Annotated in this window: 25 protein-coding genes and 2 pseudogenes; 11 read left to right on the top strand and 16 right to left on the bottom strand. The window is 65.1% G+C overall.

What is annotated here, in order from left to right; translation table 11 throughout:
• Nucleotides 1-208: 208 nt before the first annotated feature.
• A pseudogene (locus WS92_RS35000) lies at nt 209-332 on the top strand (capsid portal protein); the annotation flags it as partial.
• Nucleotides 333-342: 10 nt separating this feature from the next.
• Here the strand turns inward: WS92_RS35000 and WS92_RS19890 are convergent.
• Nucleotides 343-702 (bottom strand): type II toxin-antitoxin system HicB family antitoxin, encoded by a 360-nt coding sequence (locus tag WS92_RS19890; protein ID WP_015602418.1) that lies wholly within the window; start codon nt 700-702, stop codon nt 343-345.
• Nucleotides 699-902, bottom strand: a complete 204-nt coding sequence (locus WS92_RS19895) for a type II toxin-antitoxin system HicA family toxin (protein ID WP_231755992.1) — start codon at nt 900-902, stop codon at nt 699-701. Before WS92_RS19895 ends, WS92_RS19890 begins: the two co-directional genes overlap by 4 nt.
• A 390-nt stretch (nt 903-1,292) precedes the next feature.
• On the opposite strand from WS92_RS19895, the pseudogene WS92_RS19900 reads away from it, so the two are divergent.
• Nucleotides 1,293-1,505, top strand: a pseudogene (locus WS92_RS19900) (hypothetical protein); the annotation flags it as partial.
• Here WS92_RS19900 and WS92_RS19905 read toward each other — a convergent pair.
• From WS92_RS19905 to WS92_RS19935, 7 genes are read right to left on the bottom strand one after another with little or no spacing between them, the layout of a single operon-like run.
• Complete coding sequence (locus WS92_RS19905; protein WP_059934369.1) at nt 1,478-1,897, bottom strand: type III secretion system effector protein SseE; 420 nt, start codon at nt 1,895-1,897, stop codon at nt 1,478-1,480. The pseudogene WS92_RS19900 and the gene WS92_RS19905 overlap by 28 nt on opposite strands.
• Nucleotides 1,898-1,909: 12 nt before the next feature.
• On the bottom strand, nt 1,910-2,488 hold the full coding sequence (locus WS92_RS19910) for a type III secretion system translocon protein SseD (protein ID WP_015602295.1): 579 nt from the start codon (nt 2,486-2,488) through the stop codon (nt 1,910-1,912).
• A gap of 27 nt (nt 2,489-2,515) precedes the next feature.
• Nucleotides 2,516-4,006 (bottom strand): type III secretion system translocon subunit SseC family protein, encoded by a 1,491-nt coding sequence (sctE, locus tag WS92_RS19915; RefSeq protein ID WP_015600661.1) that lies wholly within the window; start codon nt 4,004-4,006, stop codon nt 2,516-2,518.
• A 1-nt stretch (nt 4,007) separates the two neighbouring features.
• Nucleotides 4,008-4,493 (bottom strand): SycD/LcrH family type III secretion system chaperone, encoded by a 486-nt coding sequence (locus WS92_RS19920; protein ID WP_015601044.1) that lies wholly within the window; start codon nt 4,491-4,493, stop codon nt 4,008-4,010.
• Nucleotides 4,494-4,540: 47 nt separating this feature from the next.
• Nucleotides 4,541-5,101 (bottom strand): type III secretion system translocon protein SseB, encoded by a 561-nt coding sequence (locus WS92_RS19925; protein ID WP_015600588.1) that lies wholly within the window; start codon nt 5,099-5,101, stop codon nt 4,541-4,543.
• A 40-nt stretch (nt 5,102-5,141) separates the two neighbouring features.
• Entirely contained in the window at nt 5,142-5,519 is a 378-nt protein-coding gene (locus tag WS92_RS19930) for a hypothetical protein (protein ID WP_231755993.1), read from the bottom strand.
• Nucleotides 5,520-5,556: 37 nt separating this feature from the next.
• Nucleotides 5,557-6,492: a secretion protein EspA gene (locus WS92_RS19935; protein WP_230479226.1), complete on the bottom strand. Its 936-nt coding sequence runs from the start codon at nt 6,490-6,492 to the stop codon at nt 5,557-5,559.
• Nucleotides 6,493-6,665: 173 nt separating this feature from the next.
• On the opposite strand from WS92_RS19935, the gene WS92_RS19940 reads away from it, so the two are divergent.
• Genes WS92_RS19940 through sctW form a run of 8 tightly spaced genes read left to right on the top strand, consistent with a single transcriptional unit; the run spans nt 6,666 to nt 11,372 of the window.
• The gene (locus WS92_RS19940) at nt 6,666-7,388 is read left to right on the top strand and encodes a helix-turn-helix transcriptional regulator (RefSeq protein ID WP_006026766.1); all 723 of its coding nucleotides are present in this window, start codon (nt 6,666-6,668) and stop codon (nt 7,386-7,388) included.
• 13 nt (nt 7,389-7,401) lie between these two features.
• On the top strand, nt 7,402-7,617 hold the full coding sequence (gene sctF / locus WS92_RS19945) for a type III secretion system needle filament subunit SctF (RefSeq protein ID WP_006026767.1): 216 nt from the start codon (nt 7,402-7,404) through the stop codon (nt 7,615-7,617).
• The gene (locus WS92_RS19950) at nt 7,614-7,913 is read left to right on the top strand and encodes an EscG/YscG/SsaH family type III secretion system needle protein co-chaperone (RefSeq protein WP_006026768.1); all 300 of its coding nucleotides are present in this window, start codon (nt 7,614-7,616) and stop codon (nt 7,911-7,913) included. The genes sctF and WS92_RS19950 overlap by 4 nt, the downstream gene beginning before the upstream one ends.
• Complete coding sequence (sctI, locus tag WS92_RS19955) at nt 7,913-8,251, top strand: type III secretion system inner rod subunit SctI (RefSeq protein WP_059934371.1); 339 nt, start codon at nt 7,913-7,915, stop codon at nt 8,249-8,251. The genes WS92_RS19950 and sctI overlap by 1 nt, the downstream gene beginning before the upstream one ends.
• On the top strand, nt 8,248-8,991 hold the full coding sequence (sctJ, locus tag WS92_RS19960) for a type III secretion system inner membrane ring lipoprotein SctJ (RefSeq protein ID WP_059934372.1): 744 nt from the start codon (nt 8,248-8,250) through the stop codon (nt 8,989-8,991). Before sctI ends, sctJ begins: the two co-directional genes overlap by 4 nt.
• Entirely contained in the window at nt 8,988-9,596 is a 609-nt protein-coding gene (locus WS92_RS19965; RefSeq protein WP_059934373.1) for a type III secretion system domain-containing protein, read from the top strand. The genes sctJ and WS92_RS19965 overlap by 4 nt, the downstream gene beginning before the upstream one ends.
• The gene (locus tag WS92_RS32770; RefSeq protein ID WP_082743997.1) at nt 9,593-10,282 is read left to right on the top strand and encodes an EsaK; all 690 of its coding nucleotides are present in this window, start codon (nt 9,593-9,595) and stop codon (nt 10,280-10,282) included. The genes WS92_RS19965 and WS92_RS32770 overlap by 4 nt, the downstream gene beginning before the upstream one ends.
• Nucleotides 10,269-11,372 (top strand): type III secretion system gatekeeper subunit SctW, encoded by a 1,104-nt coding sequence (sctW, locus tag WS92_RS19975; protein WP_231755994.1) that lies wholly within the window; start codon nt 10,269-10,271, stop codon nt 11,370-11,372. The genes WS92_RS32770 and sctW overlap by 14 nt, the downstream gene beginning before the upstream one ends.
• A gap of 137 nt (nt 11,373-11,509) precedes the next feature.
• Here the strand turns inward: sctW and WS92_RS19980 are convergent, their stop codons facing one another.
• The 6 genes from WS92_RS19980 to WS92_RS20005 form a co-directional block, all read right to left on the bottom strand.
• Nucleotides 11,510-12,718 (bottom strand): CyaA/EF/ExoY family adenylyl cyclase toxin, encoded by a 1,209-nt coding sequence (locus tag WS92_RS19980; protein ID WP_231755995.1) that lies wholly within the window; start codon nt 12,716-12,718, stop codon nt 11,510-11,512.
• Between the two features lie 120 nt (nt 12,719-12,838).
• Complete coding sequence (locus WS92_RS19985; protein ID WP_059934377.1) at nt 12,839-14,569, bottom strand: hypothetical protein; 1,731 nt, start codon at nt 14,567-14,569, stop codon at nt 12,839-12,841.
• A gap of 426 nt (nt 14,570-14,995) precedes the next feature.
• A complete protein-coding gene (locus WS92_RS19990) occupies nt 14,996-15,226 on the bottom strand; it encodes a hypothetical protein (protein WP_059934378.1) in 231 nt (76 codons plus the stop codon).
• Entirely contained in the window at nt 15,219-16,427 is a 1,209-nt protein-coding gene (gene sctD / locus WS92_RS19995) for a type III secretion system inner membrane ring subunit SctD (protein ID WP_059934379.1), read from the bottom strand. The genes WS92_RS19990 and sctD overlap by 8 nt, the downstream gene beginning before the upstream one ends.
• Nucleotides 16,424-17,938 (bottom strand): EscC/YscC/HrcC family type III secretion system outer membrane ring protein, encoded by a 1,515-nt coding sequence (locus WS92_RS20000; RefSeq protein WP_059934417.1) that lies wholly within the window; start codon nt 17,936-17,938, stop codon nt 16,424-16,426. The genes sctD and WS92_RS20000 overlap by 4 nt, the downstream gene beginning before the upstream one ends.
• The gene (locus WS92_RS20005) at nt 17,935-18,333 is read right to left on the bottom strand and encodes a hypothetical protein (protein ID WP_231755996.1); all 399 of its coding nucleotides are present in this window, start codon (nt 18,331-18,333) and stop codon (nt 17,935-17,937) included. Before WS92_RS20005 ends, WS92_RS20000 begins: the two co-directional genes overlap by 4 nt.
• Nucleotides 18,334-18,456: 123 nt before the next feature.
• On the opposite strand from WS92_RS20005, the gene WS92_RS20010 reads away from it, so the two are divergent.
• Entirely contained in the window at nt 18,457-19,110 is a 654-nt protein-coding gene (locus tag WS92_RS20010; RefSeq protein WP_006026780.1) for a two component system response regulator, read from the top strand.
• A gap of 16 nt (nt 19,111-19,126) precedes the next feature.
• Here the strand turns inward: WS92_RS20010 and WS92_RS20015 are convergent, their stop codons facing one another.
• The gene (locus WS92_RS20015; protein WP_231755997.1) at nt 19,127-21,901 is read right to left on the bottom strand and encodes a two component system sensor kinase; all 2,775 of its coding nucleotides are present in this window, start codon (nt 21,899-21,901) and stop codon (nt 19,127-19,129) included.
• Nucleotides 21,902-22,034: the final 133 nt, after the last annotated feature.

Genomic DNA, 22,034 nt, shown 5'->3' on the forward strand with positions numbered 1-22,034 from the left:
GACGCTCCCAGCAACGGGAAACTAATGTCGGATTGTGACGAGGGCATTCCATGCAATAATGCGATAATTGATATTATGTCAAATTTGATCACTAGCTGCTTCGCCAGGCGCGTCAGAAACGACATGTCCGATTCGTGCGTTTGGTCGATGTGCGCGATCAGGATTTTCGCGAGCGCGTCCCGCAGTTCGGCAGCGCGACGACCTGCTCGCCGCGCGCGTGTTCGGGCGCAACGAAATCAGGCCGCTACAGGCGCGCTTCGCCGAGCTGTACGACTGGCTGGGCGACGTTCGACGATTACGAGGTTCCGCCGGCGCCGATCGCGGCATCATAGGTGGCAGGCGTCACGCATGCGCGGCACGATCGAGCACTTCTCGGGCCGCGCGCCCTAACACCTCTTCCGACCACTGATTGACACTCTCCCCCGACACGGCCGCCGCGATGCCGACAACCGCATGCACTTCCGGATTGATACGCAACATCAACTTACCCGATGCGGGCTTCTGAGGCTTCCGGTTCGTGTGCTTGCAGTCTTCCAGATAGTGATCAATGGCTGCGTGGAAATCCGCAGTCAGCTCGTCGACGGTTTCGCCGTGAAAACTGATTTTGTCGTCCACGCCGAGCACGTGACCGACGAAAATCTTGTCGCGCCCGTCGAAATCCACGCGGGCGAAATATCCCTTGTAAGTCATTGCGTTGGTCATGGTTTGATCCCCAATTCGATGAACCAGTCGCGCAAATCTTCCACCTGATACCGCTTTGCCTCTTTACCCGGATGAGGGCGATGTAGGTAGCGGCGCTTCCCGTTCAATTCGAAGGCGATGCGCGACCCTGCGCCTTCATTGATGTCGCCGCCCAACGCGACAACCAGCGATTCGATGTCAGCGAATACGATGCCGCCCAAGGTCGGCTTCGTAAAGATCGCCGCGAGCGTTCGCGGCGTGTTTCGTTTTCATGTTGGAATGATAGCGCAAAGTGCTATCTCTGCGCTAGCGAAAAATGATATCTGCGATCTGTCCCGAGCGTGCTGGGTGCGATCCCTGTGTGTCTGGCGACGGCGCGAATAACGGGCCTACAACGGCTTTGCATTCGCGAGGCAGCTCACCTGGACCGCACGCCACGAGCGGCGCAATGAGGTCGAGGCGCGTCCGGGGGGCGGGGTGTTTGGGATCAGGCTCTTCGGCGCGCAGCCAAGCCCCGACGGTGGTCTTTGCGCGGTCCCCCTCCTCGCCCGCGGTCTTTCATTTGATGGGGCACTTTTCATGTGACCCTGACCCAGGAAATAGTCCGGTTCAAAATTGAAAGAATCTACCAGACTCATGACAAAACGCATGCCCACGCCAGCTTGAATATCGTCGATTGGCTCGAGGGCTATACAATCAGCAGCGCCCTGCGTACCTCGATCGACTTCCTCACCCCCGTCTACTACGAGGCCGGCTTGATCGCCGTTGTACGTGAAAACGAGGCAGGGTCAGTCGGCTATTGCCTAGATCCCGCGACCGGATAGTGCAGCCACCAGTCGCCGTCGATCTCCCGCCAGTACGCACCCTGCGCTTCGAGTACCGAGGCGAGCCGGCGGCGCAGCTCGTTGATCGACGGATTCGACGCGGTCTCGAACAGCATGCCGCGCACGTCCCGCAACGGCACGTTGCCCCGCTCGATTCGATGAATCAGGCGAATGAAGGTGGCCACGGCATCGCTCGCGCCATTCGTTCCTTCGGCCGCGACAAAATCGCAAATTATCAGGCTGTCGCCGTCTAGCCGATAGACCAGCTCCAGGTCGTTCACCCGTACGCGCCAACCCACCCGAAAGCTGCTTTGTCCGAAATGGGCCGGCTCCGGGCGCATCCCATGCGCGACCAGAAAGTTCGTCACGCCGTCTGCCGTCTGTTCCGTCATCGTTTCGCCCGATCAGAAGCGCACCGCGGACGCGATCCGGTCGTGCAGCGACACCAGGTCGCGTGTCACATCGCGCATCTGCCGCGATGCATCTGCGGCGCGATCGACAGCCGTTGCCAGCGTCTTGTTGAAGTTCTCGGCCGCCTGGTGCTCGAAATCGCCCTGCAACTGGATCTCCTGTGCTTCGCGAGTCATATTCGCCGACGCGACGCCAGCGATCCCTTGGCCACTTTTCGACAGCCCCTCGGTTGCACTTGTCGCAATCTGGCTGCCGGATAGTGCGCCGAGCGCACTCACCGTACCGCCGACGATCTGCGTCACCGCGGCCGCCATCGACGCGTTGAAGTTGTGCTCGATCGCTTGCCGCTTCGTATCGAGCGCAAGCACCTGCCGATCAAACGCGATTCGCTGCATCGTCTCGCTGAATTGCCGTTCGAGATCGCGCATGTCGCTACCGATCTTCTGCAGCCGCGCGATGATCTCGTTGATCGTCGCAATCGCACCGTTACCCGATCCATACGCATCAAGCGTGTCGATCCCCAACGTGTCCATGCTGACCGGTACTCGACTGGATGACGTGATTTCACTCATGTTGACCTCCTGCTTGATTACGGTTAATCAGACCATCGATGCGGCGATCTGCGCCTGCACCGTTGCCGTCTGCTTCAATGTCTTGCTGCCGTCCGCAATGATCTCGCCCGATTTCTCAATCAGATCCTTGACTTGCTTGGTCTGCGCCTCTTTCTGCTGCGCATAGAACTCGAAGCACATCTGCAGCCACTGCTGGTCGAGAATCAGTTGATCAATTTCCTTTTGCAGCTTCGCGCGCTCGACAGCGAGCACCCCCGCCGTTACCTGTTGCGCCGCACCGACTGATGCCCGCGTCGCATTCAGCAAAACCGAAGTCGATGCTCTCAGCGCAGCAGACATCACCTCCTTGTTGACCTCCCTGGTGATCGCTTTTGTCAATTCCTTCGCTGACATTTCGATGCCCTCTTCGATCGCCTTGCTGGCCACTTTCTCGACGCTCTTCGCCACCATCTTCTCGATCGCCTCGCGCGAGAAACTCTCGAGCATCCGGTTCACGCCGAGCTGCTGTACGGCCTTCTGCGCGGCATCCTTGCCGGCCTTCTTCGACGCTTCGAGCGCGGCCTTGCCTATGCCCTGCAGGATCTGGTCCGACACCTGCGCGGCCACTTCCTTTCCAACCGCCTGGGCAGTGCTCTTGATCGCATCCTTGCTGCCTGCCTTGATCGCCGATACAAGCGCCTGCTCCGCGCCTTGCTGCAAGACCGCGGTGGTCGCCTTCGGGATCGCCTTGGTCAACAACATGTTGCGCGCCGCACTGGTTATGTCGACCACCGCGCCTGCAATCTCGAACGCAAGCTGGACCTTCGCGGCGACGTCGGCCACCGCGTGGTACTTTTCCGCATTGTTCTTGTCGATCAACGCGAGCGTGTTCATCGTCGCCTTGATCACACCCGCGAATCCGGCCATCAGGTCCATGGCGCCGCCCGCGACCGTTGTCACGTTGCCAGTCAACGCGCCACCGACGATCTTCGCGACGCCCGACACCACTTCGACGGCCGCGACGATCCAGTCGAAGATCACGCCGAAGATGCCCGCCTTCTTCGCCTTCTGCTGCTGCTCGATCGCCTTGTCGATCTGTTCGCGATACTCCTGGACTTCCTGCCGGCGCACCTCCTCCTGCTTCGCCGACATGATGCTGAGGGCCTTGGTCTTCAGTTCCGCCGTATTGCCCAGCACCTTGGACGACAGTAGCGTGGTCGCGAGCAGCATCGAATCCATCGACACGTTGCCGAAGTCGCGCAAATCGGCCGCGCCGTGCTTCGCACCCGGCGCGGTCGCGCTGTCGAATTTGTCGATGATCCGCCCGAGCGCCTGCGCGGCGTCCTTCAGCGACACCAGCGCCCGGCAGGCGATGCCGGTCGCGTCGGGCAGCCGGGCGCGCACGTCGTCGACGATCACCGAGACGCCGCCCAGCATCGCCTGGGTCGCGGCGCGCGCTCGCTCGGCCTGTTCGGCCGGCTCGCGTGACGCGATCGGCACGCTGCCTTGTGGCCCAGTCATGCTCAATGAAACAGTCATCTCACCCCTCCTGATCGCACAATGCCAAGTGTTGTTCGATATCCGCCTTAAGCGCGCGATGGTCCGGCACCTCGCCGCACCAGTTGCGCGCGGCGTTGAACGCCTTGCGCGCATAGTCGAGATTGCCTGCGACAAGGTAGCTGATTCCCGCATGGTACGAGGAGCGCGGATCGTCGATGTGGATCATCCCCGCGCGGCTCAGGCAGAATATCGCCTCATCGTGCTGGCCAAGACGCTGATAGCAGATCCCCAGCCAGAACCAGTAGTCGAAATTCCAGTGATCGATGCGCGCCAGCATGAAATAGACATTGCGCGCGGCTGCCCAGTCTCCGGCATCGAACAACTGGCCAGCGAATACGAACATCGTGTCCATGTCTTGCTTGTCAACGTCGACAAGCATCCTGATCGAGCCGCCCGACGCGAAGAACTGCTGCAGCACTTCGTGAGCGTCGTCCGGTGCTCCGGCTGCGGATGATGGTGCGGACATGCATTGGTCTCCTGCGGCCGGCGCGATGGCGCCGGCCGCCACGCGTCTTAGCGAATCGCCGAAGCGATGCCCTTGGTCGATTCGGCCAGCATGCTCTGCAGGCTGTTGATCATCTGCACCGCCGTGTTGTAGTTCTGCATCAGTTGCTGCATCTTGAGCTGGCTCTGCTGCACGAAGTCCGACGCACGGCCCGCTACCGATTCGAGTGCCGCCTTCACCGACATCAGGTCCGCCTTGTCGAGCTTGCCACCCTCTTTGTCCGCGAGAAATTCATCGATCGTCTTGTCGTTAACGAGGATGTTATTTTCACGCAGATACTGAATGACACTGTCGTCGAGCGTCGTCTTGTCTTCAGCCTTGATAAGTTTGGCGAGCGACGCCTCCACCTTGTTCGCCATGTCCTGCGCATCGCGCGAGATATTCGACTTCTTCTGCATGTCGTCGAGCTTCGCGCTTGTCTGCCGGCTCAGCAGATCCATGATCACCAGCATCATCGCGATGCTGTCGCCGATCGGATGCGAGTTCTTCACGTTGTGGCCGCCGGCTTCGCTGCCCGACACGGACTGGGACATCTGGAATTGAACCGGGTTATGGGTGATGGTGGTCATACCGTTTCCTCGATGGATGAAATGTTGATTCAGGAACAACTCAAACGAATGCGCGACGAAACTTCGCGACCTGCCGCACCTCGCGCGGCGCGGCTTCGGCCGGCGCGGCCAACTGCTGCAACTCCTCGCCGATTTTCTGCATGCAGCGCTCGGCCTGCCCGGCCTGCTTGACGAGCGCATCGATCAGGTGCTGGCCGCCATTCTTCATCAGCGCGTCCAGCCGTTCGAGCTTGCGGCGCGCCTCGCCTTCCGCCTGCGAGCGTTGGCGCAGGCTGACGATCTCGCGCTGCAGCGCGTCGAACGCCGTCATTTCCCGTTGCAGGGTCGAGCGGCGACGCTGCAGGTCGCCCATTGCATCCTTCAGTTGCTCCACGGTTTTCATGCGATACCTCCTTCGACGACAGTGCGTCATGGTCATAAGGTTGGTGCCGGCCGGCGCTTGCGGCAGGCGCGGCTTAGCGGATCGCCGAGGCGATGCCCTTGGTCGATTCGGCCAGCATGCTCTGCAGGCTGTTGATCATCTGCACCGCCGTGTTGTAGTTCTGCATCAGTTGCTGCATCTTGAGCTGACTCTGTTGGACAAAATCTGATGCGCGGCCCGCCACCGATTCAAGCGCCGCCTTCACCGACATCAGGTCCGCCTTGTCCAGGCCGGTCGAACTCTGGAGCGCGTTCAGAATCGTCTTCATGTGATCGAGACTGATCTTCCTGCCCGATTGATAATCGACCTCCGGCAGGCTCCAGATGTAGTCGCACACGCGCTTGCCGTCGATCTTGATGCCCACCGAATCCATGTAGCTCACGACGTCCTGCCATTCGCGCGACTGCATCCCGTCCGGGCCCGACTGCGCGATCATCTGCTGCAGCTTGGCAACCATTGCGGCGAACTTTGCCGGGTCGTTGCCCGGCGCGGCGCGCGCGGCCAGGAAATCATCGATCGTCATGTCGTTGACGAGAATATTGTTGTCGCGCAGGTATGCCACCACGTCGTCAGGCAACGGCGTCTTGTCGTCCGCCTTGATCAGCTTCGCGAGCGCGGCTTCCACCTTGTTCGCCATGTCCTGCGCATCGCGCGAGATATTCGACTTCTTCTGCATGTCGTCGAGCTTCGCGCTTGTCTGCCGGCTCAGCAGATCCATGATCACCAGCATCATCGCGATGCTGTCGCCGATCGGATGCGGGTTCGTCACGTTGCGACTGCTGTCCGCCGGCGACGCCGATACCCGGCCCGCGTCGGGCAGCGCCCCTTGACGTTCGATAGCGAAATTCATCGTGGTTGCTCTCCTGGTTGCGCGGACTGACGCCCGCCGCCTTCGTTCCGATCGCTCGTCCGCACCGGTTGTCCGTGCGTCGAGGCATCCGGCGCCGCGTTCGTGATACCGCAGCGCCAACACCCACATCGTAGGCGCGGGCGTTCAGGGCGTTTTTCGGAATTCGGCCTGTAGTTGCGTTTTTCTCGCGCCACCGCGGCGTGCGGTTTCAGGTGATGACCTGAGGGGATTTCAGCAACGGATCGGCGATCATGCAGGCAACGCAACGACACGACGTATTCGCCGGAGATCTGATGCAAGTTGTACGAATGATGTTCGGCTGCTACGGCGGCCAGATTCGAACCGCCGGGACCAATCACCACGTGCCCGATCACTGCGTCGTCGTGACGCAAGCCGACGCGGCGCTGTGCGATGCCGGCGCCGATTCCGATTTCCAGACAGTCGATTTCTATCCGGCGCATTTCCGCCAGGTTTTCTCGGAAATCGCCGAGCTGGTCGATCCGGATCAGCGCGCGCGCTTCTGGCCCGAGCCGCTTCGGATCGTCGAGGCACCCGTCGCAGTGATCCGCATGGTGGACCTGCTGAGCCGCACGTCGCCGCCGCTTCTGCTGCGCTTCGTGTACCTGTATTGCCTGGGCGTCGACCGCGCGTATTTCTCGCGGCTGCTGCACCACATGATGGCCGGCGACACGGCGTTCGTCGACTTCGTCGAGGCCAATGCGCTGCAACCGTGGACCGTCGCGCGCTTCGCGGATGGCTTCGGCCTGCCGCTGCGCAAGTTCAACATCCTGTTCACCGAGAAGTTCGGCATGCCCGCGAAGCGCTGGCTGCTGGAACGCCGGCTCGGCCATGCGCGGTATCTGCTCACCGCCACCTCGATGCGGGTGCTCGACATCGCGCTCGAATGCGGCTTCGCGAACCACGCGCACTTCACCGACAGCTTCCGCAAGCACTTCCTCTGCAATCCCACCCAGTACCGGCTGCGGACCACGCAGCCCGAGCGCTCGGCGGCCTGACCTTCTGCGCATCATGGATATCGAAGCGGTCAATCAACAACTGTCCCAGCTCGTGGACAAGGTCGGCAACGACGTCGAATCGAAGATGTCTGCGTCGGATCTCAACAACCCGGCCAGCATGCTGCAGGCCCAGTTCGCGATTCAGCAGTACTCGGTGTTCGTCGGCTATCAGAGCGCCGTGCTCAAAGCGGTCAAGGACATGCTGTCCGGCATCATCCAGAAGATATGACTCCGCTGTCCGCTGCCGCACGCCGCCTGATCGTCGAGGCCGGGCTCGCCGCCGTCAATCACGGGCTGCATCGCGAGGCCTGGGCGATCCATGCGGCGCTGTCCGCGTTGATCCCCGATGCGCACGATCGGCTCGCGCTCGAAGCCGTGATGCTGATCGGACTTGGTCGAAGCGAGTCGGCCGCGCGGCTGCTTGAACGCGCAGGCGCGCAGCACGCGCGGTTGCTCGCCCCTCTGCTCGCACCACCCGCCGCCCCGCGCGGCACTTCTCGACCTTGCCATTCAAAGGAATTCTGATGGAAGTCAGCGCTACCCAATCCGCCGCCCAGGCTCTGCAATCCCAGACCACTGTACAACCCGCCGGCACCGACGAGATCAACGCCTTCACGCGCGCGCTGTTCGGGCAGAATGCGCAAACGCCCGAGCAACAGGTCGTCGACCGCTTCCAGCAGGTGTCGCAGCAAGTGGACCGCGCGCTCGCGCCGGCGCGCGACACCGGGGCGATGCTCGCGAGTCCGCTCGAGATGCTCGCGACGCAATCGACCATGCTGCGCTCGATCATCGAGGTCGACCTCATGGCCAAGACGGCCGGCGCGGTCTCGCAGGGCGTCAACAAGCTGGTGAACATGCAATGAGCGCACGCAGGACGCACTGGCTCGGCGTCGGCCTGCTCGCGTGCGCGCTGGCCGGCTGCAAGACGGAGCTGTACAGCAATCTGCCGGAGGCGGAGGCGAACCAGATGCTCGCATTGCTGATGCTGCGCCACATCGATGCGGACAAGAAAGTGATCAAGGACGGCAACGTGACGATCCGAGTCGAGCCCGGTCAATTCGTCAACGCGGTTGAGCTGCTGCGGCAGAACGGCCTGCCCGCGCGCAAGCTCGCGACCATGGAGGAAATGTTCCCGTCCGGCCAGCTCGTGACGTCGCCCGCGCAGGAGCAGGCGAAGATCCAGTTCCTCAAGGAGCAGCAGCTCGAGAAGATGCTGCGTGCGATGGACGGCGTCATCAACGCGCAGGTCTCGGTCGCCGAAGGCGCGGCGCAGGACCGGCGCGATCCCGAGCCGCCTTCCGCCGCGGTTTTCGTCAAGTACAGCCCGGAGTACAACTTCGCCGCGCGCGTGCCGGAGATCCGCAGTCTGGTCGTCACCGGCGTACCGAATTTGAGCCCCGAGCGGGTCAGCGTCGTCGTGCAGGCGGCCGATTATCGCTACGCGCAGCCCAGCGCCGCCGCATCGGGCGTCGTCGGGCGCTTCGAGGAGGCGCGGCTGCGCGTGGCCGGCGTGCTGGCCGCGCTGGCCGTCTGCGCCGCGCTCGCGGGCGCCGGCTACGGCTGGTATCGACGCATGCGGCTGCGAGGAGGCGTATCCTCATGACGATCGGTGCGATTGCGCCGGCCGTGTCGCGCCTGCATGCGCTCGCGTGGCGGCCCGGCGCCAACATGCATCCCGACTGGTGGCCGGCACTGGATCTCGACGCCTGGCGGGAAAGCTACGCTTATCCCGCCTGCCACGCGTCAATCGATCGACTGATCGTCGCGCGACGCGGTTTTCCGCGAGCGGCGTTGCCGGCCCGGCTCGATGCGTCCCAAGCGGCCCTGATTGCGCTTGAGCCACGGCTCGATATGCTGGTGGTCGCGCTCGGCCTGCTCGCGCACGGACGCCCCGACTACCTGCTCGCCCAGCCGTATCGGACCCTGCTTGCGGTGCAACTCGGCGAGCAAGGCTGCGCGCAGCTCCTCGCGCTGTGCCGTGATCGGCCCGTTCGCGGGCCGGACCTCGCGCCCGACCGGCTCGTCGACGCGCTGCGCGATGCCGGCGCGCGCTGGTGGCGCACGGACGCTGCCGTATGCCTCGCCACGCGACTGCTGAGTACCGTGCTGCCACCGCTGCCGTCATCGCCACCGTGGCCTGCCGCACCGATCGACAACCAACAAGGCCGGGCATCCGCTTGGCTGGTCAGGATGGGACGCCTGCTATGACCGGTTTCCCCGTCTCCATCACCTACCTTCCGGGTCCCGCGCCCGCGGGGTCACTCATCCCTGCCGCGGCGCTGGCCGCTTATGTCGACGCGGCATCGATCGTCGAGCGCGCGCAGGCGCACGCCGCGCGCATGCTCGACGAGGCGCGCGCCGCGCTTGCCGACGCCGAACGCGACGCACGCCGGCTCCGCGAGGACGCTCATCGACAAGGGCTGGCGGATGCCGCCGCCGAACTGGCGCGCGCGCGCGAGGACCTGATCGGCGAGACGGTCCAATGGCTGGTCGACGAGGCCGACCTCGAAGCCCGGATCGCAATGCATCTCGACGACCGGCTGCGGGTCCTGGTCGCGAGCGTCGTGGAGCCCTATCTGCGCGACCGCAACGCCGTCGAGCTGCTGCTGGCGCAGGTGCGGGCCTGCATTGCAGCCGACCACGGCGCAGCGCCGCTCGTGCTGCAGATCGGCGCGGCAAGCGCAGAACGCATTCGCGTCGCATTGGAGGACGCGCCGCGCGTGCGCGTGGAAGTCGATGCGGCGCTGAGCGCCCACGAGGCTCGCCTCGCATCGCCGTACGCGATCGTCCACTTCGATCCCGGTCGACATCTCGATCTGCTGCTGTCCCGCCTGCTGCCCGCCCCTTCAACTGCCATCGCACCGACGCCCACGAACCATGATGAACCGCATTGACCCCGCGGCCGGCCGGCCCGCTCCCTCCGTCACGCCGGCCGGCCCGTCCGCCACGCCGATCGCGCGGGAAATCGTCCCGGCCGGCTCCGCGCTCGATCTGGCCCAGGAGGCGCTCGCCGACTTGCCGCACGATTTCGACACCATGCCGCCCGAGCTTGCCGGCGTGTCCGCCGAGTCCTTCGCCGAGACGCTCGAGGACATCGGCTTCGTGGTCGGCACACGGCTGCGCGAAACGCGCCGCGCGCAGGCCGGCGGCTCGACCGACCGGCCGCGCACGCGCGCGATGCTGCAGCAGTTGATCCGGCAGATCGGCGCTGTTTCGGCCGCGCAACTCGACGATCTGCGGCGGCGCATGCCGGGAATCGATGAACTCGAGGACGTCGGCGACGCCATGCGCGCGGCCGGCATGAACGACGGTGAAATGGCGCTGCTGCTCGGCGCGATGCTGGAGGAAGGCAAGCTGTCGGGCGCGCGCCGCCGACGCGCCGAGGCGCGGCTTGCCGCCGTGCTGAGCGGCGACGAATGGGCGTTGCAGTTGTTTGCGCATCTGGAGTTCGGCCGCGCAGGCCAGGCGGGGCTCGCGCAATTGCGTCAGCTCTACCAGCGGGCCACCGCGCGCGAGCGCCGCCTGACGCAATGGTTCGACGAGTTTCGCCGGCTGCCCGACCGGCGCCGCAAGCTCAAGACGCTGATCCGCGCGCTCGCGTTCGAGCTGTCGTCCGAAGGTCCCGCGATGGACGTGCGGCTGGCTGCCGTGATCACCGACCTGAAGCGGATCCTGCAATTCCTCGGCATCGAGGACCATTGCGGGCGCTGCGCGGACAGCCTGCGGGCAGCGGACGTCGACGGCGATGCGCTGATCGCCGCGCTACTCGAGATCGTCGAGCAAAGCTGGCTCAGCGCCGCGTGGCTCGATGCGCAGACACGGCGGATGATGCCCGACGCCACGCTGCGGTATCGCCACGCGAAAGGCATGATGGAACTGGTGAAGCTGCTGCCGGACGACTGCTTCGACGACGCCGATCAGCGCACAACGATCCTCGATGCGTTCGGTGAACATCTGGAGGCGTTGAGCGATGCGCAGGGGTGAGATGGACACGGCGTGGCTCACGCAGGACTGACCGAATTTCGAATACCTGTTGCGCGATGGGGCCCCGCGTGGGTTTGGCCTGCAAGGCGCCCGGTGCCCCATGCACGCAGATGCCGGGCGCCCCGCTCGACAATGGCTCAGTTGCCGAGGAGGTTCGACATCACCCTCTCGCGCGCCTGGGTAAAGGCTTCTCTGCGCACGCTGGTCACTTCCAGTTCCCACAGCGGATTGAGGGGAACGTGGAAGCCCTGCGTCTTGGCGGCGGCAATCAGTTCCGCCAGTTCGGCCGCATCGTGCACGATGCAGATTTCATCGAAGCGGCCGATCGGCTCCGGCAGTGCGAACGTCGCGGGATAGTTGGCCGTCGGGTCCGCCGCGGGGCTGGCCGCGTCGGCATTGTGATGGATCACCGGCTCGCCGTCGCCGACCAGCGCCTGATTGAGGATCGGAATCATCGCGCGAATTCTCGGTGACGCATTGCCGATCTCCTTGTCCTCCTTTGCGTAGAAAGCCGCCGGATCATCATAGGCGGCTCGAAGCGGTTCAGGAACCGGGTTGGCGTATCGATCCACGCGCGCCTTGAAAACCGCATGCGCGACATCCGGCACGGGAACGTTGTCCTGCGGCCCGAGATCCTCCACCCGCGGCGCGATCACGAGCAAGTCGTAGTCGGCCGTCAGCGGCTTGGCGTCGGGCTTCGGCGGCGCCAGCACCTCGATCGGTCGTCCCTCATGCGTGATTGCGTAGCGCATCCCATCGCCGGTGGCGTGCGGCTTCGCCTCGAACGAATAGATCTTCCCGCTCGGCGCCCGGGCTTCGAACGCGATCGGATTGCGCTGCGCGTCGTACTTGATCCGGTCGATCATCCCCATGCCTAGCAGTTCATCGAGGCGCGCGCCCGATACGGCGAGCGGAACCTTCTTCGCATATTGGTCGCGCAGGCAGCTTTCGACTTGCCCGTTGAATTTCTTGACCCGCTCGGCGTTGTTTTCGAGTTTGCTCCACCGCTGGTCGACACAAATGAACGCCGCCTGCGGCCCCCAGTTCGCGCTCTTGCCCTTGATGTGAAAACCCTTGGTCGGATGACCGCTTGCAATGAGGCTCGTTGCGATCGGTTCGACGGGACGGATGCCGATCAGGCATCGGTGTTCCTGGGCGGATTGCTGCAGTTTGATCAGATGCGACGGAACGATACCCGTCTCGCTCTTCACCCGCTCGACCATGGCTTGCAGCCGCGACGCCTGATCAACCTGCACACCCTGCGGCGCGGTACGCGCGTCGACAGTCGGGGTTCCGTCCACGGAGGGGCGATGCAACCCGCCGACCTGCATGGACACTTCTCTCATGTGTGCGCTCCTTCCGATGCGTGATGGGGATGAAACTCGTGTGTCGAGGCCGGACGGCGCAACGTGAACGGCAAGCCGGTTCGAACGCGGCGCCGCCCGGCGCGCCGGCAAACGCGCACGTCACGCCAGACGATCGGGATCGACCCGCGACGTCTGGATGCCGACCGTGCCGATCTGCAGCAGCTCCGGATGCGCATCGCATAGCGCGCCGTGATTCTGCTCGTACGCATCGTGGATCGCCAGGACGTCCCCGGTCGCGTTTGTATAGTTCGCCGCCATGCCGGCGACGCGCTGATACAGGTTCTCGTGCTGGAGATCGGTGCCGACCGGGCCGAAGAAATCGGCGCGCAGCGTGTCCAGCGTCAGTGGATTGCCGGGCGTCTCGATCGCCTGCTGCAACGCGGGCTGCCGGGCCACGTTTTCCACGAGCCGTTCGGTCGACCGGAAAGCGGTGCCGGACGACGGATTGAATTCGTCGGCGCCGTTCGCCATCGCCATGCCGACCGGAACCGTTTCCGCGAACGTGTGATAGCCGCCGAAGTTCATGAACGCAGCGATGCCGAGCGTCGCGGGCTCGACGATGTCGAAGCGGTCATAGAGCGGCCCGTCGCTCAGCGTATTGAGCGCCAGCAGCGCGTCGCAGGTGCCGCCCGACTGCGCGCCGGCGGACGGCAAGCCGCGCAAGTTGGATTCGACCGCGAAGGTGCCGGTGGGCTGCCAGCGGTTGACGCCGGTGCCGTGGGGGAACGCATGGTTGCCCAACGCTTCGTGGAAGGTCTGGTCGGCGCCGCCCTGGGTGCTGAACAGCAGGTTCTGGTACGAATTCATCAGCGGGCTGTCGAGCGCAAGCTGAAGCTCGTCGGACGCCATCATGAAAGGCCGCTCCGGCAAGCCGCTCGCACCGGGTTCGATCGGCGCGCCGTCACGGGCCGCACCATTGATGTTGGCGTAGACCTTGGTACCCGCCGCGTTGGGCTTCGCGCCCAGCAGTTGATCCAGCTCCGTCTGCCGATCGCCGTCCGCGGCGGTGACCGCCACATTGCCGAAACCTAGCCCGTGCAGATGCGCGGATTCATATCCGACGGGAATCGGCTTGCCCTGCGCATCCAGCGGCTGGCGTTCGCTGCGCATCCGGCTGATCGGGTCATCGAACAGCGGCGTGCGCATCACCTCCTTGAACTCGTCGAAGCGCGCGCCGAACTGGCTCGCGACGCCCTCGCCCAGCGGCTTCATCACGTCGCGCAGCACGGCCTCGTTCTGCGCGCGCTTCGTCGCGTCCTGCTGGTTCATCAGTTGCCACACGGTCGTGCCGAAACCGCACACCGCCTTGACCTTGGTCAACAGGTTCTTGAAATCCTGTCCGGCTGCGTACTCGCCCGACGGCGACATCAGCGGCGTCCCCAACTGCGCGACGATCCACGCCGCCCCGTCGCCACCCTCGGTCGTCTTGCGGCCGATCTGGTCGGACTTCGGATCCGTCATCGGCGTGAGCATCGTGTCCTTGAACACGTCGACGAGCGGCTTCTCGCTGCCGTTGAAATGGACCGTGCTTGCGGCTGCGCCGCCGCCTGTCAGCACGGGCGTCAGCACGTCGGCCAGGCGCGCCGCATAGGTGTCGAACACCTTGCCGACCGTGCCGGGACGATCGAGCACCGCCATGCTGACGCCCGCCTCGAACAGCCGGCCGTTGGTCAGCGCGAGCTGCTGCGCCGCATTCAACGTAATGCCCTTGGCCGTCGAAACCGCAGTGGTTTCACCCGTCTGGTTCGTCTGGGTGATCTCCTTCAACCCGCCGCTCTCGATCTGCGCCTGCAATTGAATCGGCGGCTGGTTGGACTGGATCGTACGCATCGTTCACCTCGCAATCGTAATAAGCCATGAAGTACCGGCTCGATTGTCGCTGCGTCAAATCAACTCCGCTTCTGTATCTTTTCAGTCTCTATCAGTTACGTGAGCGCGTACCGCTTCCGACAGAAACGACGGTTTTTCCGAAGCCGCCGCGCATCGATTCGCCAGAATGCGTCGCATCGACATGAACCGGACCGGAAACGCACGATGCAACCCATTGCCTCGAGATTCATCAGCCTGCCGATACGCGATGGGCGTTGCAGCGGCCCGCGCCGCCCTTCGCGCACGACCTCACGTGGGCGCGTCCCGACCGGCAGCCTCCGTGCCGCCAGCGGTCGGGCGATCGACGCGGAGGAGCTTTGTCTCGCCGGATGCGCGGCGCATGCGCGCCGTCGCATCGCGGAGCCGACCGTCACGTCGCGCGCACTATCACGGCCGATTGTGATAGCGCGCCCACAGTCGCTCGATCACCTCGATCGCCGCGCGGCGCGCCTCGTCCAGTTCCGGCGTCGCCGCCCGGTCGTGCGCTCCGGCCACGGCCTCGCGCAGGGATGCAAGGCACGCATCTCGCCGTTCGCCGCACGTATCGGCCGCCAGTTCGTCTTCCAGACGCGTCAATCGCACCATCGCCTTGTCCTCAAAGTTCGTCGTCTCACACATCGAACGGGATCGACACCAGATGTTCTCCGTTGCGCAGGCTGATCGCGCGCCGGCTCAGGCGGACGATCGCATAGCCGTTCGGCAGCACGCCGCCCACCTGCAGGCGCATGCCGTTCGCGAGCACGACATAGATCGAATGCGCCTGGCCGCCGACCGTCACCACCGGCGCGGGCAACAGCGACTGCGCGGCGTCGACGGCGGGAATCGCGTCGTAGATCGCCGTGAAGCCATCCGCGCCGCCCTGATTGAACGCCTCGACGGCCGCATTCAGCGCGGCCGTCTTGCCCGCGTCAAGCTTACCGCTCACCATCAGCGTCCGACCGGCCAGCGAGACGCCGATGCCGTCGAGCACATCAGCCTCCGACAGTGCGTCCAGCAGGCGCTCGAACTGTTGCGCGCGATCGTTGATCACGTGCCAGCTCCGCAGCCCGGGCACCGCCTGCAGCTGTGCGACGGTGCGCCGCCAGTGGCCGTCGGCCGCGATCGCGCCATGAATCTCGACCGCCCCCGGCGCATCCGTGCTGCGCACGTCGATGTCGCGGTAGCCGTTCAACATCAGCACGTCCTTGACGCTGCCGCGCAGCGTATCCGCGCACTGGCTGGTATCGCGCACATGTACGCCGCGTGCGCGCAGCTCGCCGCGTAGTTGCCCGACTGCCTCGCTGCGCGCGCACGATCCGCTCAATCCCACCGTACCGTCCGGCTCCCGCTTCGCCTGCAGGCCGTGCAGCGCAGGCTCACGCAGTCGCGCGGCGAGCCAGGCGTCGAGATCGGGCGCACGCACCTGGGCCGGCTGCCACAGCGCCAACGCGAGCGCGCCCAGCAGGCCGGCGCACGCGAGCGCGCCGGCCGCATGCACGCCATTCAGTCCCCGCGCGCGTGATGCTTGGCGCGGCGGGACCTGCACCGCCGGCAGCGGATCGTCGGCGCCGCCCACGATGAATGCCAGCCCCGCGAGATCCACGACCACGTGCTCCGGCAACGGCATCGCGACATCCCAGCGCGCCCCGGCGACCCACACCGGTACGCCCGGCGACACCGTCACGCCGTCCGCGCCCACGTTCAGCACGGCGCTCGCCTCGTCGTCGAGCACCATCGCGAGATCCGCGTCGGCGCCGCCGATTCGCAGCGGCCCGTCGGGCAGCACGAACGGGTGCCCGGCGAGCGGGCCGTTCAGCCATCTGAGCTTGCGTGTCGTCATGCCTGCAGCCAGGGTTCAGCCTTGATCAGGAACAGCCGCACCGTGTGGCGCTGGTTCTTCTGGCGCATCTTGAACAGATTTCCGAGCAACGGAATGTCGCCCAGGAGCGGGATCTTCCGTTCACCCTCGCTCAGCTCGTCCTGCACGAAGCCGCCGAGCAACAACGCCTGCCCTTCCTTGAGCAGCGCATGCGTGGCGATTTCCGAGTTCAGCGTCTGCGGCAGCGGCTCCTGCTTGCTGAGCGCACCGGTCTGTCGGCCGTCCTGGACCATCAGCGTCAACATGATTTCCTGCTTGCCGGGATCGCCGATCACGCGCGGCGTGACCCGCAGCAGCGAACCGGTCGAGATCGATTCGAGCTTCGCGACACGCTCGGCGCTGACCTTCGTATAGAACGTGATGTTGCGATCCAGCACCGCCTGCATGTTGTCGAGCGTGACGACGGAAGGTCGCGACAGGATCTGCGCCTTCGCGTTCTGCTCCAGCGCGCTCAGCCGGACCATGAACTGCCCGGTGTTCGACACCACCGTCGAGAAGCTGCCGGAATCCGGTTCGCCGCCGCTATTGAAGCTCACCGAGCCGCCGCCGATGCGCGCCGACGCCGACCAGTCGACCCCGAGCATGCTCAGATCCTGCGCGTTGACGTCGATGATCGCGACCGAGATCTCGACGAGCTTCGGCTTGCGATCGAGTTGCGCGATCAGGTCGCCGTACAGCTTCATGTTCGTCTCTTTGTCGCGCACGATCACGGCGTTTTGGCGCGCATCGGCAGCGAACATCGGCAGCAGGCGGTCGCTCGCCGGCTGCTGCCCCTGGTTGTCCTTCAAGGGCAGCGCACGCCCCTGCGCCATGTCCTTCAGGACCGACACCACGCCCGGCACGACCACCTGCTGCGACCGATAGGCGTAGCGGGAATCGGTGGCGGTCGCGTACTGCAGCGGAAACAGCTTCACCGACTCCTGATTCTGCGCGTGGTGGATGGTCTGCTCGTCGAGCCGCTTCGCGAACTGGGTGACGCGCTCGATGCAGATTGGCACGCCCCGCGCCTCGATGGCGTTCGATGCGGGAATCGCCTGCACGAAGCATTGCCTGCTATCGAGCAGCCCCGCCGCGCGCAGTTGCTCGATCAGGGTCGACGGCGCCAGATAGTCCGGCGTGATCAGCGCGCTCGACACCTCCTGCGCGCGATACACGTACAGGGTGAGACCGTCGTAGTACCAGGCGAGCTGATAGAGGCGCGCAAGTCGGTCAAGCGCCGCTTCCGGCGTGCGGGCGTCCACGGATCCGATGAACGATCCGTCGATCTTCGGGCTGACCACCACCGGCGTGCGATAGTTCGCGCCGAGGTCGCGCAGCACGTCGGACAACTTCATGCCGCGCGTGCTCAGGAAAAACGGGGCGATTCCCGCAGTCGGAATCGCTTTCGCCGGCGCCGGCGCGGCGTGCGCGAGCAGGCAGCCGACGAGAAGCGCGCGCGACGCGGCGCGAAAACGGCTGGCGCGCCGCTTCATGCCGGTCTCCATGCCGCACGCGGCGCTTCCTTGAGCGTCGCATGATGCGCGCCCAGCCAGCGCGCGATCGCGATCTGCTGTTCGAGGCTTGCGCGCAGCGCGGCGGAGCCCGCCACGATATCGTGGCGGCGCACGAACACCAGCGCGTTCGCGGCGTCGAGCCACAGCGCATCGTCTGTCTCGCCGCGCAGCGACATCAGCCAGAGACACGCCTGCTCGAGCCAGCAGCCGTCGATGGGCGCGACGTCGACCTGGCAGCCGACGCATACGCCAGGCGGCACCGCCGTGGCCACACACCAGCCGGCGATGCCGTCGATCGTCATCGACCAGCGACCCTGCCGCCAGACCCCGGCTGAAACCGTTTCCAGACGCAACAATGCAGGCGGAAATTCCATCAAAATCGTTTCATTCATGCATCAAGATTTTTACGATAAATCTTGATAAGATCGATCCGGTGATCACCTGAATTCCAAAATAAGTCGAGGCGGGCCGCCCCTCGATCCCATGCTGACTCCACCATGCCCGTCGTCACTCATACCGCTATTCCCGCCGAAGTCCGCATCCTGATCGTCGAAGATCATCCGGTCGTGCGGTTGGGGCTGAAGAACCTGCTCGACGCCGCGCCGCCGCTGAAGGTCGTCGCGGAAGTCGAGGACGGCCTCGAGGTCTATGCGGCGTGCCAGCGCCATGCGCCGCATATCGTGCTGCTCGATCTCGGCCTGCCCGGGATGAGCGGCATCGACGTGATTCATCAGTTGCGCCGCCGCTGGTCGGACCTCGGTATCGTCGTGATGACGGCCGACACCGCCGAGCATCGCGCGAGCGCCGCGCTGCTCGCGGGCGCGAACGGCTACGTGCTGAAGAACAGTTCGCAGCAGGTGTTGCTGGAAACGCTGTGGAAGGTCTGGCGCGGCCATACCGCGCTCGATCCGGCGCTGAACGCCGCGCAGCTCGGCACGCCGTCCGCCGCCCCCGCGGAGGTCGCGCTCACGCCGCGCGAGCGTCAGGTGCTCAAGCTGATCGCCGAGGGATGCCGCAATCGCGACGTGGCCGAGCGCCTGACCATCACGATCAAGACGGTCGAGACGCATCGCCTGAACCTGATGCGCAAGCTCGACGCGCACAACGCGGCGGACCTCACGAACTGGGCGCACCGTCTCGGCTTGAATTGAGACGGGGCGCGCCGCTTCAGGTGAACTGAAGCGCGATCAGCTCGGCCAGGTCGCTCAGGTCGCGGCGGCTGACCCAGCGGCCCGAGCGGATCTGCCGCTCCTGCTGCTCGATGCCCTCGCGCACGAGATCGAGCCCGCCTTGCCCCGCGCAGCCCTTGAGCGAATGCAGAATGTTCAGGATGCCTTCGGTATCCTTCGCGTGCCACGCCACTTCCGCCTGCTGGTGCAGCTCCTTGAGCGTCTTGTGCAGTTGATCGCGCATCATCTGGTCGTTCCAGTCCAGGAGCGGCATGTTCGCTATCGCATTGGGCGCGAGCTCCATGCCGCGCGCGAGCTGCGTGGCGGCCACCTGGTTCAGCGTGGCCGCCATCTGTTCGAGCGACACGGGCTTGGTCAGATAGGCGTTCATTCCCGCCTGCCGCGCTCGCTCGTGTTCCGTGGGCATCGCATTGGCCGTCAGCGCCACGATCGGCGTGTCGGGATCGAGGACCCGCTCGTCCGCATGACGCCAGCGGCGCGTGGTCGCCATCCCGTCCAGGTCCGGCATCCGCACGTCCATCAGCACGAGATCGAACACCTGGGTGCGGCCCAGCGCGAGCGCCCGCTCGCCCGAGGCCGCCGCCTGGCACTGGTGGCCGAGTTCGCGCAGCATCTTGCCGACGATGTCGCGATTGACGGCGACGTCGTCGACGACGAGCACCTTGAGCGTCCACGGGCACATCGCCGTCGGCCGCGCATCGTCCTGCACCGCCTCGCCGCGCAGCACCTGCGCGATGCTGCGGTAGAGCTTGCCGGGCAGGTAGCACAGCTCCGGCATCGCCAGGAGCGGATTGTCGCCGTCGACGGGCTCCAGCCCCCAACTGCGCAATTGCGCGTGCAGCGTCGCGGGCGCCGTCACACTGCCCGCGAGCGGCGTCGGCGCAACCTCGCCGCGCTGCAGGGGCAGCAGCACGGTGAACTGGGTGCCGCGCCCGAGCTGGCTGCTCATCAGGATCTCGCCGTTCATCAGGTTCGCGAGCCGCGATGCGATCGGCAGGCCGAGCCCGTTGCCGCTGTCGTGCGCGCGCACCTGCACGAACGGCTTGAAGATGTCGAGCTGGTACGACGGCGGGATGCCTTTGCCCGTATCCTCCACGATCATCGCGAGCCGATTGCCGCGCCGCTCGACGACGAGGCGGATGCTGCCGAAATCGGTGAACTTGACCGCATTGCCGAGCAGGTTGATGAGGATCTGCCGCACCCGCAGCGCATCGAGCCAGATCTGCTGCGGCACGTCGGGCGCGACGAAGGTCGATAGCGTGAGATGCTTCTCGTTCGCGCGCAGGTGGATCGTCAGCATTGCCTGGTCGAGCAGCGGCAGCAGTTGCGTCTGTTCGTAGGCCAGCTCCAGGTGGCCAGCCTCGATGCGCGAATAGTCGAGCACGTTGTTGACGATCCCGAGCAGGTAGCCGGATGACTGCTGCGCGACGCCGACCAGCTCCTGCTGGCGCGGCTGCAACTGGCTGCGCGCGAGCAGCGCGAGCGCGCCCATGATGCCGTTCAGCGGCGTGCGAATCTCATGGCTGATGCTCGCGATGTGCTCGCTCTTGCTGTGATTCGCCGACTCCGCCATGCGCTTCGCCTCGTTCAGCTCGCGGGTGCGCTCGTCGACCTTGTTCTCCAAGGTCTTGTGGTACGCGTTCAGCGTGCTGAGCAAGGTGTTGTACGCGCGCGCGATCCGCCCGAGCTCGTCGTCGTGGCGCGCGGGCAGCCGGCGGCCCCAGTCGCCGTCGCGCTGCGCGTCGATGGTCTCGACGATCAGCCTGAGCGGCCGTCCCAGTTGCCACTGCAGGATCTGGAACACCACGACGATGAGCCATAGCTGCATCACGAGCGTCCACGGCACGGTCTGGCGCAGCAAGATCATCACCTTGTCGGTGACGGCCGCCGCCGGGAAAATCACCGCGAGCTGCCAGTGCGGACCATCGAGCGGCATGCACACTACGTATTGGTTGTTGACGCGCCGCGAATAGCTCTGCGCGCACATCGGCAGTTGGTCCAGCGCCCGGTTCAGGTCGGTGGGCACCTCGCCGTCGGACCACAGCAGTTCGCCCTGCGCGGAGCGCAGCACGAAACGCGGCTCGCGATCGAGATGCAGTTCCTTGCTGAACTGCGACAGATCGCCGATGCGCACATTCTGGCCGGCCATCACGCCCGATTCGCGATCGATCGCAGTTGCGGCAACCTGCACGAAGCCGTGCGAATCCCGGTGCGCGTCGCTCCAGCGCATGTCGCCGCCCGCCTGAGCGGCGCCGCGCAGCGACATCAGCATGGTGAGCTTGCGCTGCATGTCGGCGGCGCTGGCTTCCGCCGCGCGATACAGCACGATGCCTTCCGTCGGCAGCAGCAGGAACGCGTCGCGACGGCTCTCCGGATCCGCGTCGCCGAAGATCCCGAGGATCTCCCGCGCACGACGGACCAGCGCCGCGTCGCCGCGCGCGTCGGGAAACGAGACGAACATCGTGTGCGGCGACGGTTCGGCCGCCGGATCGAGCGTGGTCAGGCGCTGGTTCAGGGTCTTCCAGACCCACAGCAGCGCACGCGTATGGTGCTGCGCATCGTCGAAGCGACGATTCTCGCGACCGACGACCTCCTTGAGCTCCCAGCTCAGCACATCGCGCAGTTCGCTTTGCGTCCCCTTGTAGCGGTAGTAAAAGCTGATTGCTTCGGACAACATCCAGAACAAAACCATCGCGCAGCAAAGGATCGCGACGATGCGTGCCGTCAGCGATTTTTCCCAGAATGGGCGCATGTTTTTTTCCATCAAGAGTCCAGCGCGTGCAGTCCTTAAGTCATGGCTGCACAGGCCCTTTTCAGGTCTTCGCCGGATGGTTCGTGCGACCGCAATTATAGAAGATGCGTCGTGCCTTTCCGCCGCGGAAGGG

The sequence above is a fragment of the Burkholderia sp. MSMB1588 genome (assembly GCF_001546925.1).
GTDB classification, from domain to species: domain Bacteria; phylum Pseudomonadota; class Gammaproteobacteria; order Burkholderiales; family Burkholderiaceae; genus Burkholderia; species Burkholderia humptydooensis.

What these genes read in the sequence shown, in the direction of transcription:
- WS92_RS19890 (WP_015602418.1), bottom strand. Translation starts at nt 702, where the DNA reads ATGACCAACGCAATGACTTACAAGGGATATTTCGCCCGCGTGGATTTC.
- WS92_RS19905 (WP_059934369.1), bottom strand. Translation starts at nt 1,897, where the DNA reads ATGACGGAACAGACGGCAGACGGCGTGACGAACTTTCTGGTCGCGCAT.
- WS92_RS19910 (WP_015602295.1), bottom strand. Translation starts at nt 2,488, where the DNA reads ATGAGTGAAATCACGTCATCCAGTCGAGTACCGGTCAGCATGGACACG.
- sctE (WP_015600661.1), bottom strand. Translation starts at nt 4,006, where the DNA reads ATGACTGTTTCATTGAGCATGACTGGGCCACAAGGCAGCGTGCCGATC.
- WS92_RS19920 (WP_015601044.1), bottom strand. Translation starts at nt 4,493, where the DNA reads ATGTCCGCACCATCATCCGCAGCCGGAGCACCGGACGACGCTCACGAA.
- WS92_RS19925 (WP_015600588.1), bottom strand. Translation starts at nt 5,101, where the DNA reads ATGACCACCATCACCCATAACCCGGTTCAATTCCAGATGTCCCAGTCC.
- WS92_RS19930 (WP_231755993.1), bottom strand. Translation starts at nt 5,519, where the DNA reads ATGACCATGACGCACTGTCGTCGAAGGAGGTATCGCATGAAAACCGTG.
- WS92_RS19940 (WP_006026766.1), top strand. Translation starts at nt 6,666, where the DNA reads ATGCAAGTTGTACGAATGATGTTCGGCTGCTACGGCGGCCAGATTCGA.
- sctF (WP_006026767.1), top strand. Translation starts at nt 7,402, where the DNA reads ATGGATATCGAAGCGGTCAATCAACAACTGTCCCAGCTCGTGGACAAG.
- WS92_RS19950 (WP_006026768.1), top strand. Translation starts at nt 7,614, where the DNA reads ATGACTCCGCTGTCCGCTGCCGCACGCCGCCTGATCGTCGAGGCCGGG.
- sctI (WP_059934371.1), top strand. Translation starts at nt 7,913, where the DNA reads ATGGAAGTCAGCGCTACCCAATCCGCCGCCCAGGCTCTGCAATCCCAG.
- sctJ (WP_059934372.1), top strand. Translation starts at nt 8,248, where the DNA reads ATGAGCGCACGCAGGACGCACTGGCTCGGCGTCGGCCTGCTCGCGTGC.
- WS92_RS19965 (WP_059934373.1), top strand. Translation starts at nt 8,988, where the DNA reads ATGACGATCGGTGCGATTGCGCCGGCCGTGTCGCGCCTGCATGCGCTC.
- WS92_RS32770 (WP_082743997.1), top strand. Translation starts at nt 9,593, where the DNA reads ATGACCGGTTTCCCCGTCTCCATCACCTACCTTCCGGGTCCCGCGCCC.
- sctW (WP_231755994.1), top strand. Translation starts at nt 10,269, where the DNA reads ATGAACCGCATTGACCCCGCGGCCGGCCGGCCCGCTCCCTCCGTCACG.
- WS92_RS19980 (WP_231755995.1), bottom strand. Translation starts at nt 12,718, where the DNA reads ATGAGAGAAGTGTCCATGCAGGTCGGCGGGTTGCATCGCCCCTCCGTG.
- WS92_RS19985 (WP_059934377.1), bottom strand. Translation starts at nt 14,569, where the DNA reads ATGCGTACGATCCAGTCCAACCAGCCGCCGATTCAATTGCAGGCGCAG.
- WS92_RS19990 (WP_059934378.1), bottom strand. Translation starts at nt 15,226, where the DNA reads ATGTGTGAGACGACGAACTTTGAGGACAAGGCGATGGTGCGATTGACG.
- sctD (WP_059934379.1), bottom strand. Translation starts at nt 16,427, where the DNA reads ATGACGACACGCAAGCTCAGATGGCTGAACGGCCCGCTCGCCGGGCAC.
- WS92_RS20000 (WP_059934417.1), bottom strand. Translation starts at nt 17,938, where the DNA reads ATGAAGCGGCGCGCCAGCCGTTTTCGCGCCGCGTCGCGCGCGCTTCTC.
- WS92_RS20005 (WP_231755996.1), bottom strand. Translation starts at nt 18,333, where the DNA reads ATGGAATTTCCGCCTGCATTGTTGCGTCTGGAAACGGTTTCAGCCGGG.
- WS92_RS20010 (WP_006026780.1), top strand. Translation starts at nt 18,457, where the DNA reads ATGCCCGTCGTCACTCATACCGCTATTCCCGCCGAAGTCCGCATCCTG.
- WS92_RS20015 (WP_231755997.1), bottom strand. Translation starts at nt 21,901, where the DNA reads ATGCGCCCATTCTGGGAAAAATCGCTGACGGCACGCATCGTCGCGATC.